The sequence below is a fragment of the Mesorhizobium sp. Root157 genome, assembly GCF_001427385.1.
GTDB lineage: Bacteria > Pseudomonadota > Alphaproteobacteria > Rhizobiales > Rhizobiaceae > Mesorhizobium.
Map to the genome: position 1 here is coordinate 21,586 of NZ_LMGJ01000006.1, position 16,415 is coordinate 38,000.

The window sequence follows — 16,415 nt, forward strand, 5'->3', positions numbered from 1 at the left end:
AACAGATAATTTGCTCTGAGGCGCGATGCCGGAAAGCCAATCGAGACACCCTCTGAATGAAGGTTATTGAACGCTACATATTGCAGCGCGCGCTCGTGTTGTTCCTGGCGGCCTTGGTCTGGACGCTGGCGATTGTCTGGACGACGCAGGTATTGGCACGCATCGATCTGGTCACCGATAGCGGACAATCGGCGTTCACTTTCTTCGAAGTGGCTGCCCTCATCCTGCCGACGATCATCCCCATTGTCGTTCCGTTCGCCGTTGCAGGTGCGGTCGCGCAGATCCTCAGCACCATGAACGCCGATTCGGAACTCGTCGTGGTCAGCGCCTCGGGTGCTTCCAGGCTGACGGTCGTCAAGCCCATCCTGATTCTGGCGGTCGCGGCGAGCATCTTGTGCTTCGTCGTACAGAACGGGATCGAACCCTATGCACGTCAGAAAAATCGCGACCTCGTCGCCAGCGCGCGAGCGGATTTCCTGTCGTTGGTCATCCAGGAAGGAACGTTCCGCAAGATCGAAAACGGCTTGTTCGTGCAAGTCGGCGAGCGCCTCCCCGGCAACCAGCTTGGCGGCATTTTCGTTGCCGATACCCGGCAGCAGGGCGTCGACCTCGTCTATTACGCAAAACGCGGCGCCGTCGTAGATCAAGGTGACGACAAGGCATTGCTGATGAGCGACGGCGTCATCCAACGCAAGACCGTCGACGGCGACATTTCTCTGGTTCGCTTCACCTCTTATGCGTTCGACCTTTCGGCTTTCGGTGCCGACACGGGCGGCGGCTTCCGCCTGCCGAAAGACCAGACGACGCAGTATCTCCTCAACCCGGATCCGAATGACCCAGCCCACAAGAAAGAGCCGGGCGCCTTCCGCACTGAAATCAACAAGCGCTTTTCCGAGTGGCTATTTCCGATCACCTTCGCGCTGATCGCACTGGCTGTTGCCGGAGATGCCAGATCACATCGCGAGGCGCGTATCCACCCGCTGGTCACGACCATTTGCATTGCCCTTCTGGTGCGTTGGGTCGCCTTCTTCGCCGAAGGGCAAGCCAAGACCGATCCGGCATATCTCTATGTCATGTACGCGGCTCCGATCGGAATGGCGCTTCTCGCAGCCTGGTTCATCAAGACGCAGAGGTCTATGGAATTGCCTATTGGCTGGATCGATAGGATCGTGTCGCTTGCACGCCGCGCCTCGGGCGCATTCGCCTCCTTCAGGGTTCGCGCCGTGAATTCAAGAGGAGGGTCCGCGTGATGGGTTGGACTCTCGGCCGATATTTCTTCCTTCGCTATGCCGCAATTGCAACCTGGTTCTTCCTCGGCATTTTTGCGCTGGTGTTCCTGATCGACTTTACCGAACTCAGCAGCCGCACGGCCCGCATACCGGGGTTCACCTATCAGATGGGAGCGCTCATTTCGGCGCTTCGCGTTCCGATGCTCGTTCTGCAAGCCGTGCCGTTTGTCGGCCTGTTCGCTGCAATGGCGACGCTGGTTTCGTTGAACCGCAAGTATGAACTTGTTGTCGCGCGCGCAGCCGGCATATCCGCATGGCAGTTCCTGCTGCCAGTCTGCCTGGGCGCGCTTTTGTTCGGCATATTGGCGGTTGGCGTTCTCAATCCTCTTGCTGCAGAGGGCCTGTCGCGCTCCCAGCAGGTCGAAAGCCTGTTGCGGTCAGGCAAATCGAACGTGGTGGCTGAAGAAATCACCCCGTGGATTCGCCAGAAAACCAAGTCCGGCGACACCATCATCGGCGCTCGAGCCATCCTGAGCCAAGGCTTGGAAATGGCCGACGCGACCTTTTTCCTGCTTGATGACAACGACGACATCGTCGAGCGCAAGGACGCCAGGCGCGCCTTCCTGCGAGACGGATACTGGGAACTCCACGACGTCAGCATCCTGCCCAGCAGCGGGACCGCGCAGACGAAGCAGATCGATCGGGTTCCCACGGATTTGAAGCCGGAGTTCGTACAGGAGCGGCTGGCGCGGCCGGAAACCATTCCATTCTATGACCTTCCGGGAAAGATTGAGGTTGCCCGTTCATTCGGCCTCAGTGCAAATGCCTTCGCGATGCAATTCGATTCGCTTGTGGCGCTGCCGTTTCTACTGGTGGCGATGACTCTAATCGCGGCGACGGTTTCGATGCGCTTTGCACGAATGGGACAGTCGGCGACGATGATTCTAGGTGGTGTTGTCGCCGGGTTTCTGCTTTATGTCGTGTCGGTTCTCGTCAAGGCATTCGGCGTGGCCGGTTTTGTGCCGACTTTGGTCGCGGCGTGGTTCCCAGTTGTTGTTGCAATGTTTTTCGGGGTAACATTCCTTTTGTATAAGGAAGACGGTTAGTGAGGGGGGCGGGTTTGCAGCACGGACGGCAAAGCCGTTTGGCGCTCCTGTGCGGAGTGAGCGGGTTGGCGTGCCTGCTCGCCGGCGGTGCTTTGACCGTTCCCTCCTGGGCACAGGATGTGCAGGATCTAGCGGCTGACCTTCCTTCCAATGCCCAGATGCTGCTGGAGTCCGACACGCTCGTCTACGACAACGACGCACAGACCGTGACCGCGGTTGGCGGCGTGCAGATCGACTATGCCGGCAACCGGTTGGTCGCCCAGCGTGTCGAATACAACCGCAAGACCCAGCGCCTCGTTGCCAGCGGCAATGTGCAGATCGTCCAGAGCGACGGCACCAAAATCAATTCAGATCACATCGACATCACCGACGACTTCGCTGACGGCTTCGTCAACGCGTTGCGCGTCGAGACGGTAGACAAGACCTACTTCGCCGCAGAGAGCGCCGAGCGCATGGGCGGCGTTTTGACCACGTTCCACAACGGCGTCTATACCGCTTGCGAGCCTTGCGAAGATCAACCCGACAAGGCGCCGGTCTGGCGCGTGAAAGCACGCAAGATCATCTGGAACGGCCAGAAGAAGACCGTCCGCTTCGAGGATTCGAATTTTGAATTCTTCGGCTTCCCGATCGCCTATCTGCCGGCATTCGAGATCGCCGACCCGACCGTGAAGCGCAAAAGCGGCTTCCTGTTCCCTTCGGTCAGCTATAAGACCGACCTCGGCGTTGGCGTCGGTGTCCCTTATTATTTCGCCCTTTCTCCGACATACGACCTGACCGTCAAGGGCAACTACTTCACCAGGCAGGGTTTCCTTGGCGAAGCCGAATGGCGGCAGCGCTTCAGCAACGGCCAGTACAATTTCAAGATCGCCGGAATCCATCAACAGAATCCGAATGCGTTCGACGTCGATACTGTCGATAGGGGCACTTCAGGCGATCCGAACAAGCTTCGCGGCATGATGGGCACCAAGGGCCAGTTCGCCATCAATTCGAGATGGGATTTCGGCTGGGACATCATGCTCCAGTCGGACAAGAATTTTTCCAGCACATACAATATCGACGGGTTCAGCGACTATGTGCACCGGTCGGAAGTGTACCTCACCGGGCTGAACGACCGGAACTATTTCGACCTGCGCGGCATGAAATTCCAGGTCCAGGAGAACGTGCTGGACACCGATTCCCGCGCCAGGAACGACGAGCAGGCGTGGGTGCTGCCTTCCTTCGACTACGCCTATATCCCGGATACCCCGCTTGCCGGCGGCCAGTTGTCGCTAAACCTGAACGCGAGGGCGATCCATCGCAACAATCTCGACACGGCCGGGATCGAACGTGTGCGCGGCATTGAAGGCGAATCCGGCCGCCTGACCGCCGAAGCTGAGTGGAAGCGCTCGTTCGTCACCGACGGCGGTATGGTGCTGACGCCACTTCTGGCGTTCCAGGCTGACGGCAACGTCGTCAACGCATCGAGCGCATCGCTGACAGCCATCGACGACATGGCGACGGCCCTCGGGACCACCGCAGACGTTCGTTCATCGTTCTTCCGCAACATGGCAACGCTGGGCTTGGAATGGCGCTGGCCGATCCTGTTCTCCAGCATCGGATCCTCGCATGTCTTCGAGCCGATGGCGCAGTTGTTCGTCCGCCCGAACGAGGCCTATGTCGGCGGTCTCGCCGTTCCCAACGAAGATGCACAGAGTTTCGTTTTCGATGCTTCGACGCTGTTCGAGCGTGACAAATTCTCCGGCTACGACCGCATCGAGGGCGGCACCCGCGCCAATCTGGGCGTTCGCTATTCCGGCAGCTTCGACAACGGCTGGACCACCAATGCCTTGTTTGGCCAATCCTATCATCTGGATGGCCGCAATTCCTTCGCATCTGAGGATCTGGTCAACGCCGGCGCCAATTCCGGCCTCGAGACAGACCAGTCAGATTTCGTCGGCCTGGTTGGCATAGCCAGCCCAAGTGGCCTTTCAGCCTCGCTGAGCGGCCGGTTCGACGAACAGACGCTTGAAGTGCGTCGCTCGGAAGTCAAGCTCGGCTATACCGGGCAGCCTATTTCCGTTTCCGCCAAATACGCCTTCATCCAGAAGCAGCCTTTGTACGGGTTCGCGGAAGATCGCCATGAGGTCATGCTCGGCGGCTCGGCCCAACTTGGCGAAAACTGGCGTGTCTTCGGCTCCGGCACCTATGACCTGCAAACGAATGTCTTGGTCAGGGATGGTATCGGCTTCGGCTATGCCGACGAATGTTTCACCTATCTGATGACCTTCTCCGAAACCCGCGGGCGGGATACGAAGGAAGTATCGCAGAGCATCGGCTTCAACATCTCGTTCCGCACACTCGGCGACTTTGGATCTGCGTCAAGCGACTTCGCCCAATAGTCAGCCCTAGTGATCGACACGGTTTTGCCGCATAGAGCAGGCATGAGTTGGTATATCCCAGTCAACGAAGAACAATCCGGAAGCCCTTGATGAGGAAATACATCCTTTCGGCAAGTTTTGCCCTGCTAGTCGCGGCCGCAGCGGTGTCGGTCACCGCAATGACCCCTCCGGCGATGGCCGCCAGCCAGATCAAATATGTCGTCAACGACATTGCGGTCACCAGCGGCGACATCCAGCACCGGGCGGCTTTCCTTCGCCTGCAGCGCCGCAAGGGCGATGCCGCCAACGAGATGGTCGAGCAGGCGCTGCGCATGTCGGAAGTCAAGCGCCTCGGCATCCGCGTCAGCGATCAGCAAGTCAACGATTCCTACGCCCGGTTTGCATCCAACAACAAGATGCAGGTCAAACAGTTGGACGGCGTGTTGGCGCAGGCCGGCGTCACCAAGGAACATTTCAAGGAATTCATTCGCGCCCAGATGGCCTGGAACCAGGCGCTTGGCGCGCGTTATCGCGCCGAGCAAGGCGGTAACAGCCTGAGCCAGCAAGACGTGGTTCGCCGCATGCTGAACAATGGCGGCACCAAGCCGACGGCCACGGAATACATGCTGCAACAGGTCATTTTCGTCGTCCCTGCGGCCGAACGGGGCAAGACCCTGGGCAAGCGCAAGCGTGAGGCCGAGGCTATGCGCGGCCGGTTCAACGGCTGCGGCACTACACACGAATTTGCCAAGGGCCTGATCGACGTCACCGTACGTGACCTTGGCCGCGTGCTCGCTCCCCAATTGCCGCCTGATTGGGCAGACCAGATCAAGAAGACCAAGACCGGGGCCGCTACCGCGGTTCGCGAAACCGAACGCGGCGTCGAATTCATCGGCGTGTGCAGCGCCCGCGAAGTCTCCGACGACAAGGTCGCGCAGATGGTGTTCCAGAGCGAGGGCGAGATCGGTGGAAAATCCGACGAATTCGACAAGAAATACATGGCAGAGCTGAAGAAAAAGGCTCGCATCGTCCAGCGCTGATCGCCATGAAAGGAGTTGGCGTCCCGCTTGCCGTCAGCGTCGGCGATCCGTCAGGCATCGGTCCTGAAATTGCCATTGCCGCTTGGCAAGGCCGCAAACGCAACGCTGTTCCACCGTTCTATCTGCTTGCCGACCCGGCCCTGATCTTGTCGCGCGCACGGATTGTCGGTGCGGACATTCCGCTGCTGGAAACAGAACCGTCACAAGCAGCCGGGCTTTTCCAATCCGCCCTGCCCGTCGTTGCCCTGTCGTCCCGCTTCATAGACACGCCCGGCAGCCCCGACAGCAGCAATGCCAAAGGCGTGGTCGAGGCGATCGACCGGGCGGTGGAGGACTGCTTTGCAGGCAAGGCTGCCGCGATCGTGACCTGCCCCATCGCCAAGAAACCGCTTTACGATGCCGGTTTTCGCTTTCCCGGCCATACCGAATATCTCGCGCATCTCGCGGAACACCACACCGGCAAGACGGTCATGCCGGTCATGATGCTGGCCGGCCCCGACCTGCGCACGGTTCCCGTGACGATCCACATACCGCTCTCCCAAGTGCCAAAGGCGCTGACAACCGACCTGATCGTGGCAACAGCCCGCATCACCGACGCGGATTTGCGCAGCCGCTTCGGCCTCGGCAAACCGCGCCTGGCCATCTCCGGCCTCAACCCGCATGCCGGCGAAGCCGGCTCGATGGGCTCCGAAGACCGGGAGGTCATTGCGCCAGCCATCGCCACTTTGCGTGCTGAAGGCATTGATGCCTTCGGGCCCTTGCCGGCGGATACGATGTTTCATCCCCGCGCCCGGGCCGGGTACGACGCAGCCTTGTGCATGTATCACGATCAGGCATTGATCCCGGCAAAGGCTCTGGCCTTCGACGAGGCCGTCAACGTCACGCTCGGCCTGCCGTTTATCCGCACCTCACCCGACCACGGCACGGCGTTCGATATTGCGGGCAAGGGTATCGCCCGCCCCGACAGCCTGATTGCCGCCTTGAAGCTGGCTCGACAACTTGCCGACACCATCGTCGCGAATGAACCGGCATGAGCCTCGATGATTTGCCGCCCCTGCGCGAAGTTATCGAGCGTCATGGTCTTCAGGCGAAAAAAACGCTCGGCCAAAACTTCCTGCTTGATCTGAATCTGACCGGCAAGGTCGCCCGAACTGCGGGTGATCTGACTGGCACGACGGTCATTGAAGTCGGCCCTGGTCCCGGCGGCCTCACCAGGGCCCTGCTCGCCAATGGCGCGCGCCGTATCGTTGCCATCGAGCGAGACGAACGCTGCCTGCCCGCCTTGGCGGAGATATCCGATCGCTACCCTGGCCGTCTCGAGGTGGTGTCCGGGGACGCGCTCAAGACCGATTTCGTGCAGCTTGCAGCCGGCGAACCGGTCAAGATCGTCGCCAACCTGCCTTACAATATCGGTACGGAATTGCTGGTGCGCTGGCTGACGGTTGCAGCGTGGCCTCCCTTCTATACGTCGATGACGTTGATGTTCCAGCGCGAGGTCGCGGAGCGGATCGTGGCTCGCCAAGGCAGCGATGCCTATGGCAGGCTTGGCATTCTGGCTGGTTGGCGAACGGAGGCCGGGATCGCATTCGACATCCCGCCGCAGGCCTTCACGCCGCCGCCGAAAGTTACCTCGTCAGTCGTCCATCTCACGCCGCGAGCACAACCTCTCCCTGCCGATGTCAAGAAACTTGGTCGCGTGACGGAAGCCGCTTTCGGCCAACGCCGCAAGATGCTGCGGCAAAGCCTTAAAGGCCTGGGCGGCGAAGCGCTGCTGGGTGCCGTTGGGATCGACCCGACCCGCCGGGCCGAGACGTTGAGCGTCGAAGAATTCGTCAGCCTGGCAAACTTGATCTGACCGACTGGCTCCCAAGCCGGTGATCCGATGGCCGATCAGTCGGTGCTTTCATCCAGCAGGCCCGAAACAAAATCGAAAAGTCCGGGACGCCGATCGCGCCGTAGCCGCTCCGCCGTCACGATAGACTTCACCTCGGCAAAGGCGCGGTCGAGATCGTCGTTGATGACAACGAAATCATACTCCGTCCAATGTTCGATCTCGGTGCGGGAATTTTTCAGCCGCGTTTCAATCACGGCTTCCTGGTCTTCCGCCCGGCGTTTCAACCGCGCCTTCAGTTCCTTCATGGACGGAGGCAATATGAAGATGGAGACAATGTCGCCACGCATCTTTTCCTTGAGCTGCTTGGCGCCCTGCCAGTCGATATCGAACAGCATATCGCGCCCTTCGGCCAGGGCCCTTTCAGCGGGCTCGCGCGGGGTTGCATAGAAATTGCCGTGGACCTCGGCCCATTCAAGCAACTCGTCATTGTCCCGCAGGATCTCGAAATCCCGCTGGGGTCGGAAGTGATAATGTTGCCCCTCGATCTCGCTGCCGCGCCGTGGCCGGGTGGTAACGCTGACGGAAAGCTCGAATTCCTGATCGCTCTCGATCAGGTTGCGCGCAATCGTGGATTTGCCTGCGCCCGACGGCGATGACAGTACGAGCATCAGGCCCCGTCGGCGGATGCGGGAGCCGGCATCTTTGGCAGGCATCTATTACTCCAGATTCTGGACCTGTTCGCGAAACTGATCGACGACCGCCTTCAATTCCAGCCCAACGGCGGTGATGGCGGCGGCGTTGGACTTTGAGCACAAGGTATTTGATTCGCGGTTGAATTCCTGTGCCAGAAAATCGAGCTTGCGGCCAACCGCACCGCCAGCTGCGAGCAGCGCCCGTCCCGATACCACGTGCGTCTTCAACCGGTCGATCTCCTCGCGGATATCTGCCTTGGTCGCCAGAAACGCTGCTTCCTGATAAAGCCGCGCCTCGTCGAGATTTGCGCCGGGGTCCAGCAACAGTTTGACCTGCTCGGCGACCCTTGCCCGAATCGCGGCCGGCTCACGCGATGGATCGGCCTCGGCGCGCAGCGTCAACGCCTCGACCGTGTCCAGATGAGCCGCAAGCAGCGAGCGAAGAGCTTCGCCCTCGGACCGCCGCGCCTGTTGCAGATTGGTCAGCGTGACGTCGAGCGTTGCATTGATCACAGCATCGAGCGCGGCTCGCATTTCCTCGGTTTCGAGCATCTCGGGAACATCGAAAACCCCACGCAGCGAAAGCAATCCATCGGCGCTTGCCGGCGCAACGCCGAATTGCTCCTGAAGCCGCTTCGCCAAGCCAGCCACGTCCTTCAGGAACGCTTCGTTGACGACAGGCTGCGCCTGCATGCCGGCCGGTCGGGTGACGGTCAAGGTTGCCTGGAAACTGCCGCGCGCAAACCGCCTCTGGATGGCTTGGCGCACCGCCACTTCAATCCGCTCGAAGCCCGGCGGCATGCGTAGCCTTGCCTCGACGCTCTTTCCGTTGACGGACTTCACCTCCCACGCGACAGCAGTGCCTTCGTGTTCTGTGGCCGCGCGCGCGAATCCGGTCATGCTTTGCAGGTTCATGGCAGCCCCCCGGCGGTCTCCGTCATATCACTGCGGGGACTCCGCCCCGTCCGTCCCGGCAGGCTGTTTCGCGCCGGCCTTGGCCGCCTCTTGCGCCTGCTTCTTCTGGAAGGCCCGGTAGCGTGCAACATTCTCGTTGTGCTCGTCGAGGGTCGTCGCAAAGACGTGGCCGCCGGTGCCGTCCGCCACGAAATAGAGATCGTCGGTCTTCGACGGATTTGCCACCGCTTCGAGCGCGGCCCTGCCCGGATTGGCGATCGGTGTCGGCGGCAAACCGTTGATAGTGTAGGTATTATAGGGCGTCGGCTTTTCGATATCGGATTGGTAGATCGGCCTGTCGGCAGGCTTGCCCTTGCCGCCGAACAGCCCGTAGATGATAGTCGGGTCGGATTGCAGCCGCATTCCCTTTGCCAGCCGGTTCAGAAACACGCTGGCAATCCGTGAACGCTCTGTGCTCTTGGAGGTTTCCTTCTCCACGATGGAGGCCAGGGTCACAAATTCCTGCTCGTTCGCAAGCGGCAGGTCCAGCGAGCGGCGGGCCCATACCTCGGTGACGAGCTGTTTCTGATCGGCGAGCAGTTTGTCGATCATCTGCTGGCGCGTTGCGCCTCTGGTGAAGCGTAAGGTATCGGTCGCAAGGCTTCCCTCGGGCGGCAGGCTGTCCGGCATATCGCCGGTCAACGTCTCTTGCGTTGCCACGCGCTGGAACGCCTGCTCGACCGTCAACCCTTCCGGAATTGTCAGCGAATACATCACCGACTTGCCGCTCTTCAGAAGATCCATGATTTCATGCATCGATGCGCGCGGCTTTATCTCGTACTCCCCGGCCTTCAGCGCCTGGTCGTTGCCGTAGGCGCGCACGCCCAGCCGGAAGATGCGCGCATCGCCGATCAGCCCTCGCCGTTCGAGCTGGTCCGCGATCTCCTGCACACCCGTGCTCGGCTTGACCAGGAACGTATCTCCATTGGCCGAAGGACCCGGCTCATTGAATGCCTGCTTGCCGAAGTAAAGCGCAAGCCCGGCCCCCACGATCACCAGAAGAACCAGCGAGACGAGGAAATTCATGAAAACGACGACCTGGCTGCGCGATGCGCGCGAGCGCTTCGGCGGCGGCGTTCCTGCTTCCGGCCGCAATGCTTCGTTCGCAGTCTTGGGCACGATCGGCCCAGGCGGCGACCGCTGGCCAAATTCCCCATTGCCCCCAGGATTGGTGTTCATTGCACCCTACAATTTGATGTCGCGACGATTCCCGTCCTGCACAGTAGGAGCGAATATGGCGAAATTGGCAACATTCCAGCTTTGCCGGCAGCAAAGCCGGCCGGCTCGTCAGCCATTATAGCGTTGGAAAACGAGCGAAGCGTTGGTTCCGCCAAAGCCGAACGAATTCGACAGGGCCACGTCGATCTGGCGGGCCCGAGGCTTGTTCGGAACGAGGTCGATCGCGCTTTCCCGTTCGGGATTCTGCAGATTGATGGTGGCGGGCGCGATATTGTCGCGGATCGCGAGGATCGAGAAGATCGCTTCAGCAGCACCGGCCGCACCCAGCAGGTGTCCGATTGACGATTTCGTCGACGACATCGAAATCTTCGACGCCGCATCGCCAACGAGCCGTTCAACCGCGCCAAGTTCGATCGTATCGGCCATCGTCGAGGTGCCGTGCGCGTTGATGTAGTCGATGTCGGCGGGCTTCAGATTGGCCCGCTTGAGCGCTGCCGTCATGCAGCGGAACGCGCCGTCGCCATCTTCCGAAGGCGCGGTGATGTGATAGGCATCGCCGGTCAGGCCGTAGCCGGTGACTTCAGCGTAAATTTTCGCGCCGCGCGCCTTCGCATGCTCGAGTTCCTCAAGCACCACGACGCCCGCGCCCTCGCCCATCACGAAGCCGTCGCGGTCGCGGTCGTAAGGCCGGGATGCGACCTCCGGCGTGTCGTTACGCTCCGTGGACAGGGCACGGCAAGCCGCAAAGCCTGCGAGCGACAGGCGCGTCACCGGCGCTTCCGCGCCGCCGGCCAGCATTACATCGGCATCGCCCCACATGATCAGCCTGGCCGCATCGCCGATGGCGTGCGCACCGGTGGAGCAAGCCGTAACGACGGCGTGATTCGGGCCCTTCAGGCCATGGCGGATCGAAACCTGGCCGGAAACAAGGTTGATGATCTGGCCTGGAATGAAGAACGGGCTGATACGGCGCGGGCCACGCTCCTTGAGCGTTATGGCATTTTCGGCAATGCCTTCGATGCCGCCGATACCGGAGCCGATCAGCACGCCGGAAGCATATTGCTCATCCGGCGTCTTCGGTTCCCAGCCCGAATCCTTCAGCGCTTCGTCGGCAGCCGCTATCCCGTACAGGATGAACTCGCCGATCTTGCGCAATTCCTTCGGCTCGAGAACAGCCTCGGGATTGAAGGTTCCGTTCGTGCCATCGCCACGCGGAATGACGTGTGCGATCTTGCAGGGCAGATCGTCCACTTCGAACTCGGTCACCCGGCGGGCAGCGCTACGGCCGGTCAGAAGTTCCTTCCAACCGTGCTCATAGCCCATACCGAACGGAGAAAGCAGGCCGAGGCCTGTGACAACCACTCGCCTCATCGCAACAGCTTTCGGATAATAACCGCTGGAAAGATCAGGCTGACGCCTTGTCGATGTACTTGACGGCATCGCCGACCGTCAGGATCGTCTCGGCTGCATCGTCGGGAATCTCGACGCCGAATTCTTCTTCGAACGCCATGACGAGTTCGACCGTGTCGAGGCTGTCCGCGCCCAAGTCGTCGATAAAGCTCGCCTGTTCCGTTACCTTGTCGGCGTCAACGCCGAGATGCTCGATAACGATCTTCTTGACGCGCTCTGCGGTGTCACTCATTTGGGCATCCTCGTCTTCAAGTTTGTCTGTCTTCGTTAGCGGGCGGAATGCTGCTAATCAAGCTGAAAGATGGTCCTGCTGGAACTCAACGCCAGCAAACCGGTAATTGCCCGAACCAGCGGGTTGCGGGCCAGTTACACGAAAAATCACGCAGGTCCAAGGCAAAAGGCAATTCACCCTTGGCTAGATCATCGCCATGCCGCCATTCACGTGAATGGTTTGGCCGGTGATGTAGGCGGCTTCGTTGGAAGCGAGATAGGCCACGGCGGACGCCACTTCCGCGCCGGTTCCCATGCGCTTTGCCGGAATCGCCGCCATGATGGCCTCTTTCTGCTTGTCGTTCAGCTTGTCGGTCATGGCCGATTCTATGAAACCGGGCGCTACGCAATTGACCGTGATGCTGCGCGTGGCGATTTCCTGGGCAAGCGACTTGGAAAACCCGATCATGCCGGCCTTCGAAGCACAGTAGTTTGCCTGGCCGGGATTACCCGTCACGCCGACCACCGACGTGATATTGATAATGCGGCCGTGGCGGCGGCGCATCATCGGATGCGTCAGTTCCCGTGTCAGGCGAAACACCGCCGAAAGATTGATGTCGATCACGGTGTCCCAATCGGCATCCGACATGCGCACGAACAGGCCGTCCTTGGTGATTCCGGCATTGTTGACAAGGATATCGACGCCTTCCAGTTCCGCCTCTGCCCTCTGGCCCAGCGCCTTCACCTCATCGCGATCCGACAGATTGGCTGGAAACAGCTTCACCCGGTCGCCCAGTTCGCCAGCCAGCGCCTCCAGCTTTTCCACCCGCGTGCCGTGCAGGCCGACGATAGCGCCCTGGGCATGCAAAATGCGTGCGATCGCCTCGCCGATGCCGCCGGTTGCGCCGGTCACCAGCGCCTTGCGTCCAGTCAGATCAAACATTCCTGCCTCCTCGAAGCACACCCTTTACACGGGTGGGGTCGGTGGTTCGTCAGCCCAATGCAGCCAGAGCCGCATCGACATCGGCAGATGTGCCGACGGCGCTCACTGCGATATCACGATTGATGCGCCGCGCCAGTCCGGACAGGACTTTTCCCGCGCCAACCTCGTACAGTGCCGTCACCCCGTTGGCCGCGAACCATTCCACCGTCTCGCGCCAGCGCACGCGCCCGGTCACCTGTTCGACCAATCGCGTGGTGATGACCTGGGGATCGCTGGTCGGCTCGACCGCTACGTTGGAAACCACCGGAACGATCGGCGCATGCCGGGCAACCGCCGCCAAAGCATCGCGCATCGTGTCGGCGGCAGGCGCCATAAGCGCCGAGTGGAAGGGCGCCGAGACTTGCAGCATCAAGGCCCGCTTGGCTCCCTTGTCGGTGCAAAGTTTCGCGGCCCGCTCGACAGCCGCCTTCGTTCCCGAGATCACAAACTGGCCGCCGCCATTGTCGTTGGCGATCTGGCAGACCGAGCCGCTTGCCGCTTCGAGGCAGGCGGCCTCCACATCGGGCTGCTCCAGGCCGATGATGGCAGCCATGGCCCCCTCGCCCGGCGCGACGGCCGCCTGCATGGCGTTGCCGCGTATGCGCAGCAGACGCGCAGCATCGGCGACCGACACGAAACCGGCGGCGGCGAGCGCCGAATATTCGCCGAGCGAGTGGCCAGCGACATAGGCGACCTTGTCCTTCAGCGCCAAACCGCGCGCCTCCAGCGCCCGCAAGGCGGCAAGCGACACCGCCATCAGCGCCGGCTGCGCATTCGCGGTCAACGTCAACTTCTCCTCCGGGCCTTCCCACATCAATGTGGAGAGCTTTTCGCCCAGCGCCTCGTCGACCTCCTCAAAGACCCGGCGAGCCTCGGGAAACGCGTCGGCGAGGTCCTTGCCCATGCCAACGGCCTGGCTTCCCTGTCCCGGAAAGGTGAATGCGATTGCCATGATCTGCCTCGGTTCCTGCTTTCCCTTGCGTGTTGCGCAACCCGGCTGCCCAAGTCAAGCCTGCACCGATTGAGCCGGTACCGCCAAGTCCGTATGGCCACGAGGCTTTTTCCGATCACACATCGTTAAAACCGAACACGATTTGTTCGCCGGCTCTTCCCAATTTTGCCACAAGCTCCAGCTTTTTGTGACATTGACGTGACAGTTCCGTGACGTCGCTTTGTGGCCGGGGAGTTGAGTTGGAAAAGAGTAGGCAAAACGCCATCGCGGCGACGAACAGCGGCAAGCCGGCTCGGGAAACCACCCGGCGCGGCACGGCGGTCGCTGCCTTGCGCTACGCTGCCGTCACCCTGCTCGCCTCCGCCATCCTGGTATTTGCCATCGAGTGGATATTCCGCGGCGATCTGTCGGGCACGATCGCCTTCTTCGCGCAACCCTTCAAGCCGGGTTGGACAACCGTCATCCTGTTCACACTTATCCTGATCGGCCTCGACGCCGTTCTGGGGCGCATCTATCAAGGCCTGATGGTGGTTGCACCGCTGACCTTGACGCTCGCCTTCGTCGGCCATCAGAAGTCGCTCTATCTCGGCGATCCGCTCTACCCGACGGATTTCCTCTATGCCCGACAGATTTTCGAATTGATGCCGCTTCTGGTGCGCGAACGCCCGCTGACTGGCGTCGCCATGGGCATCGGCATTGTCTGCGGCCTCGCCCTGATCGTCTATGTGTGGCGGCAATGGCGTCGGCGCATCTGGATCATGAGCTACAAGGGGCGCATTGCGCGCCTGGTGCTCACCTTGCCGCTGCTGGCCTTCTTCTTTTCGCTCATGGACTACGCGACGTTCTCCTGGACGCGCGACCGGCTGCAAATCATCCCGATGATGTGGGATCAGAAGGAAAACTACGCCAGCAACGGCTTTGCCCTCGCCTTCGCCCTGAACGTCCCGATGGCGCATGTGACTGCGCCGAAGGACTATTCCGAAAAGGCGATCGCGGCGATCCGCAAGCCGGATGTGGCCGCTTCGCTTCCCGACGAAAAGCCCGACATCATCATCGTCATGAGCGAGTCCTTCTGGGACCCGACCAAGCTCCCCGGCGTCAGCATAACCCCCGACCCGATCGCCAACGTGCGCAAACTCCAGTCCGGCGAAGTGTTTTCGCCGGAATTCGGCGGCATGACGGCCAATGTCGAATTCGAGGCGCTGACCGGCTTCACCAATGCCTTCCTGCCGGCCGGCAGCATCCCCTACCAGCAATATGTGCGCGCACCGGTACCTACCATGGCCACGTTCCTGCGCAGCGAAGGCTATGAAACTCGCGCCATACATCCCGGCACGAACTGGTTCTGGAACCGCACGCCGGTTTACGCGGCCTTCGGCTTCGATGAATTCAAATCCGAGGAAAACCTCGCCTACATGAAAAAGCGCGGGCCGCTTGCTTCCGACGAATCGATGACCGACGAGATCATCCGTGAGGCGGACGCGACCGACGATCCGTTCTTCTTCTTCGCCGTCAGCCTGCAGAACCACGGCCCCTACGAGCCGAACCGCTACGGCAACGCCACGCATAGCGTCAACGCACCGACGAGCCAGTGGGCGCGCGATTCGCTGCAAAGCTATGCGGAAGGTGCCGCCGATGCGGGCACCAGCCTGCAACGCCTGATAGACTGGGCGAGCAAGCGCGAGCGTCCGACCGTGATCGCCTTCTTCGGCGACCACTTGCCGCCTCTCGGCCCGGTCTATGTCGAGACAGGCTTTCTCAAGGACAACGTGGCGCCGCGCAAGGAATCACCGCAGAACATGCTCCTGCACCGTTCGACGCCGCTGGTGGTGTGGTCGAACCGGACCGGCCCGGTCGAGAAGATCGGTGCGGTCAGCCCCTCCTTCCTGCCGCTTCACGTATTCAAGGCCGCCGGGATCACGCATCCTTATTACACCGGCTTCCTGAGCGACCTGCACGAGCGCTTTGACGTCATCGACCGCAACCTTCTTTTGAGCGACACCGGCAAAGCCACGCCCGACTGGTCCAGGCAAAAAGAACTCGACCCTGCGGTGCGCGATTATCGCTATCTCCAATACGACATGATGTTCGGCAAGCATCACGGCGCGCCGAGCTTCTTCCCGGAAACCGTCGACAAACTGGTCGCCCACACGAGTTGAGGGCGCAGGCTGGCGCCGATGACCGCAAGCTGGTCCGACTATGGCAGAGGCGGGACGCAGACTTGGGAAGGTTAGCAGGTTTCCGGGCTTGACTATTTCATGGCGGCGATTAAAACGCAGCCACTTACCGGGGCGCGGTTCATCGCCGCGCTTGCGAAGACGCTGGCGACCAGCATTCGCACACGCCATCAGGGCATTGTTCTAAATGCTTTTTGGGGAATAGGTTAACGGTAGACCCACGGACTCTGACTCCGTTAGTCCTGGTTCGAATCCAGGTTCCCCAGCCACTTTACAAAATGACTTTGCAAGCC

General features: G+C 60.9%; 14 protein-coding genes and 1 tRNA gene. 8 read left to right on the top strand and 7 right to left on the bottom strand.

The window, feature by feature from the left end; all coding sequences use genetic code 11:
- The first annotated feature begins 56 nt into the window (after window positions 1-56).
- From lptF to rsmA, 6 genes are all read left to right on the top strand, one after another.
- On the top strand, window positions 57-1,250 hold the full coding sequence (lptF, locus tag ASD64_RS06035; protein WP_056102282.1) for an LPS export ABC transporter permease LptF: 1,194 nt from the start codon (window positions 57-59) through the stop codon (window positions 1,248-1,250).
- Entirely contained in the window at window positions 1,247-2,335 is a 1,089-nt protein-coding gene (lptG, locus tag ASD64_RS06040) for an LPS export ABC transporter permease LptG (protein WP_200957804.1), read from the top strand. Before lptF ends, lptG begins: the two co-directional genes overlap by 4 nt.
- Window positions 2,335-4,713, top strand: coding sequence for an LPS-assembly protein LptD (locus ASD64_RS06045; protein ID WP_056102288.1), 2,379 nt, complete (start codon window positions 2,335-2,337; stop codon window positions 4,711-4,713). Before lptG ends, ASD64_RS06045 begins: the two co-directional genes overlap by 1 nt.
- Before the next feature lie 89 nt (window positions 4,714-4,802).
- Window positions 4,803-5,732, top strand: coding sequence for a peptidylprolyl isomerase (locus ASD64_RS06050; RefSeq protein ID WP_056102291.1), 930 nt, complete (start codon window positions 4,803-4,805; stop codon window positions 5,730-5,732).
- 5 nt (window positions 5,733-5,737) lie between these two features.
- On the top strand, window positions 5,738-6,766 hold the full coding sequence (gene pdxA, locus ASD64_RS06055; protein ID WP_056102294.1) for a 4-hydroxythreonine-4-phosphate dehydrogenase PdxA: 1,029 nt from the start codon (window positions 5,738-5,740) through the stop codon (window positions 6,764-6,766).
- Window positions 6,763-7,587 carry a 16S rRNA (adenine(1518)-N(6)/adenine(1519)-N(6))-dimethyltransferase RsmA gene (gene rsmA / locus ASD64_RS06060; RefSeq protein WP_056102297.1) on the top strand — a complete coding sequence of 275 codons (825 nt, stop codon included), beginning with the start codon at window positions 6,763-6,765 and terminating at the stop codon, window positions 7,585-7,587. The genes pdxA and rsmA overlap by 4 nt, the downstream gene beginning before the upstream one ends.
- 35 nt (window positions 7,588-7,622) lie before the next feature.
- Here the strand turns inward: rsmA and gmk are convergent, their stop codons facing one another.
- From gmk to fabD, 7 genes are all read right to left on the bottom strand, one after another.
- Window positions 7,623-8,279 carry a guanylate kinase gene (gene gmk, locus ASD64_RS06065; protein ID WP_056102301.1) on the bottom strand — a complete coding sequence of 219 codons (657 nt, stop codon included), beginning with the start codon at window positions 8,277-8,279 and terminating at the stop codon, window positions 7,623-7,625.
- Between the two features lie 3 nt (window positions 8,280-8,282).
- Window positions 8,283-9,173 (bottom strand): YicC/YloC family endoribonuclease, encoded by an 891-nt coding sequence (locus tag ASD64_RS06070; RefSeq protein WP_056102304.1) that lies wholly within the window; start codon window positions 9,171-9,173, stop codon window positions 8,283-8,285.
- A 27-nt stretch (window positions 9,174-9,200) separates the two neighbouring features.
- Window positions 9,201-10,391 carry an endolytic transglycosylase MltG gene (gene mltG / locus ASD64_RS06075; RefSeq protein ID WP_056102307.1) on the bottom strand — a complete coding sequence of 397 codons (1,191 nt, stop codon included), beginning with the start codon at window positions 10,389-10,391 and terminating at the stop codon, window positions 9,201-9,203.
- Between the two features lie 108 nt (window positions 10,392-10,499).
- Window positions 10,500-11,762, bottom strand: a complete 1,263-nt coding sequence (gene fabF, locus ASD64_RS06080) for a beta-ketoacyl-ACP synthase II (protein WP_056102310.1) — start codon at window positions 11,760-11,762, stop codon at window positions 10,500-10,502.
- Window positions 11,763-11,796: 34 nt separating this feature from the next.
- Window positions 11,797-12,033 carry an acyl carrier protein gene (locus ASD64_RS06085; protein WP_006203723.1) on the bottom strand — a complete coding sequence of 79 codons (237 nt, stop codon included), beginning with the start codon at window positions 12,031-12,033 and terminating at the stop codon, window positions 11,797-11,799.
- 183 nt (window positions 12,034-12,216) lie between these two features.
- Entirely contained in the window at window positions 12,217-12,954 is a 738-nt protein-coding gene (fabG, locus tag ASD64_RS06090) for a 3-oxoacyl-[acyl-carrier-protein] reductase (RefSeq protein ID WP_056102314.1), read from the bottom strand.
- A gap of 49 nt (window positions 12,955-13,003) precedes the next feature.
- Window positions 13,004-13,945 (bottom strand): ACP S-malonyltransferase, encoded by a 942-nt coding sequence (fabD, locus tag ASD64_RS06095; protein WP_056102317.1) that lies wholly within the window; start codon window positions 13,943-13,945, stop codon window positions 13,004-13,006.
- Between the two features lie 329 nt (window positions 13,946-14,274).
- Here fabD and ASD64_RS06100 point away from each other — a divergent pair, with 329 nt between their 5' ends.
- Both ASD64_RS06100 and ASD64_RS06105 read left to right on the top strand, forming a co-directional pair.
- Complete coding sequence (locus ASD64_RS06100) at window positions 14,275-16,104, top strand: LTA synthase family protein (protein WP_244480725.1); 1,830 nt, start codon at window positions 14,275-14,277, stop codon at window positions 16,102-16,104.
- Window positions 16,105-16,317: 213 nt separating this feature from the next.
- A tRNA-Gln gene (locus ASD64_RS06105) sits at window positions 16,318-16,391 on the top strand.
- Window positions 16,392-16,415: the final 24 nt, after the last annotated feature.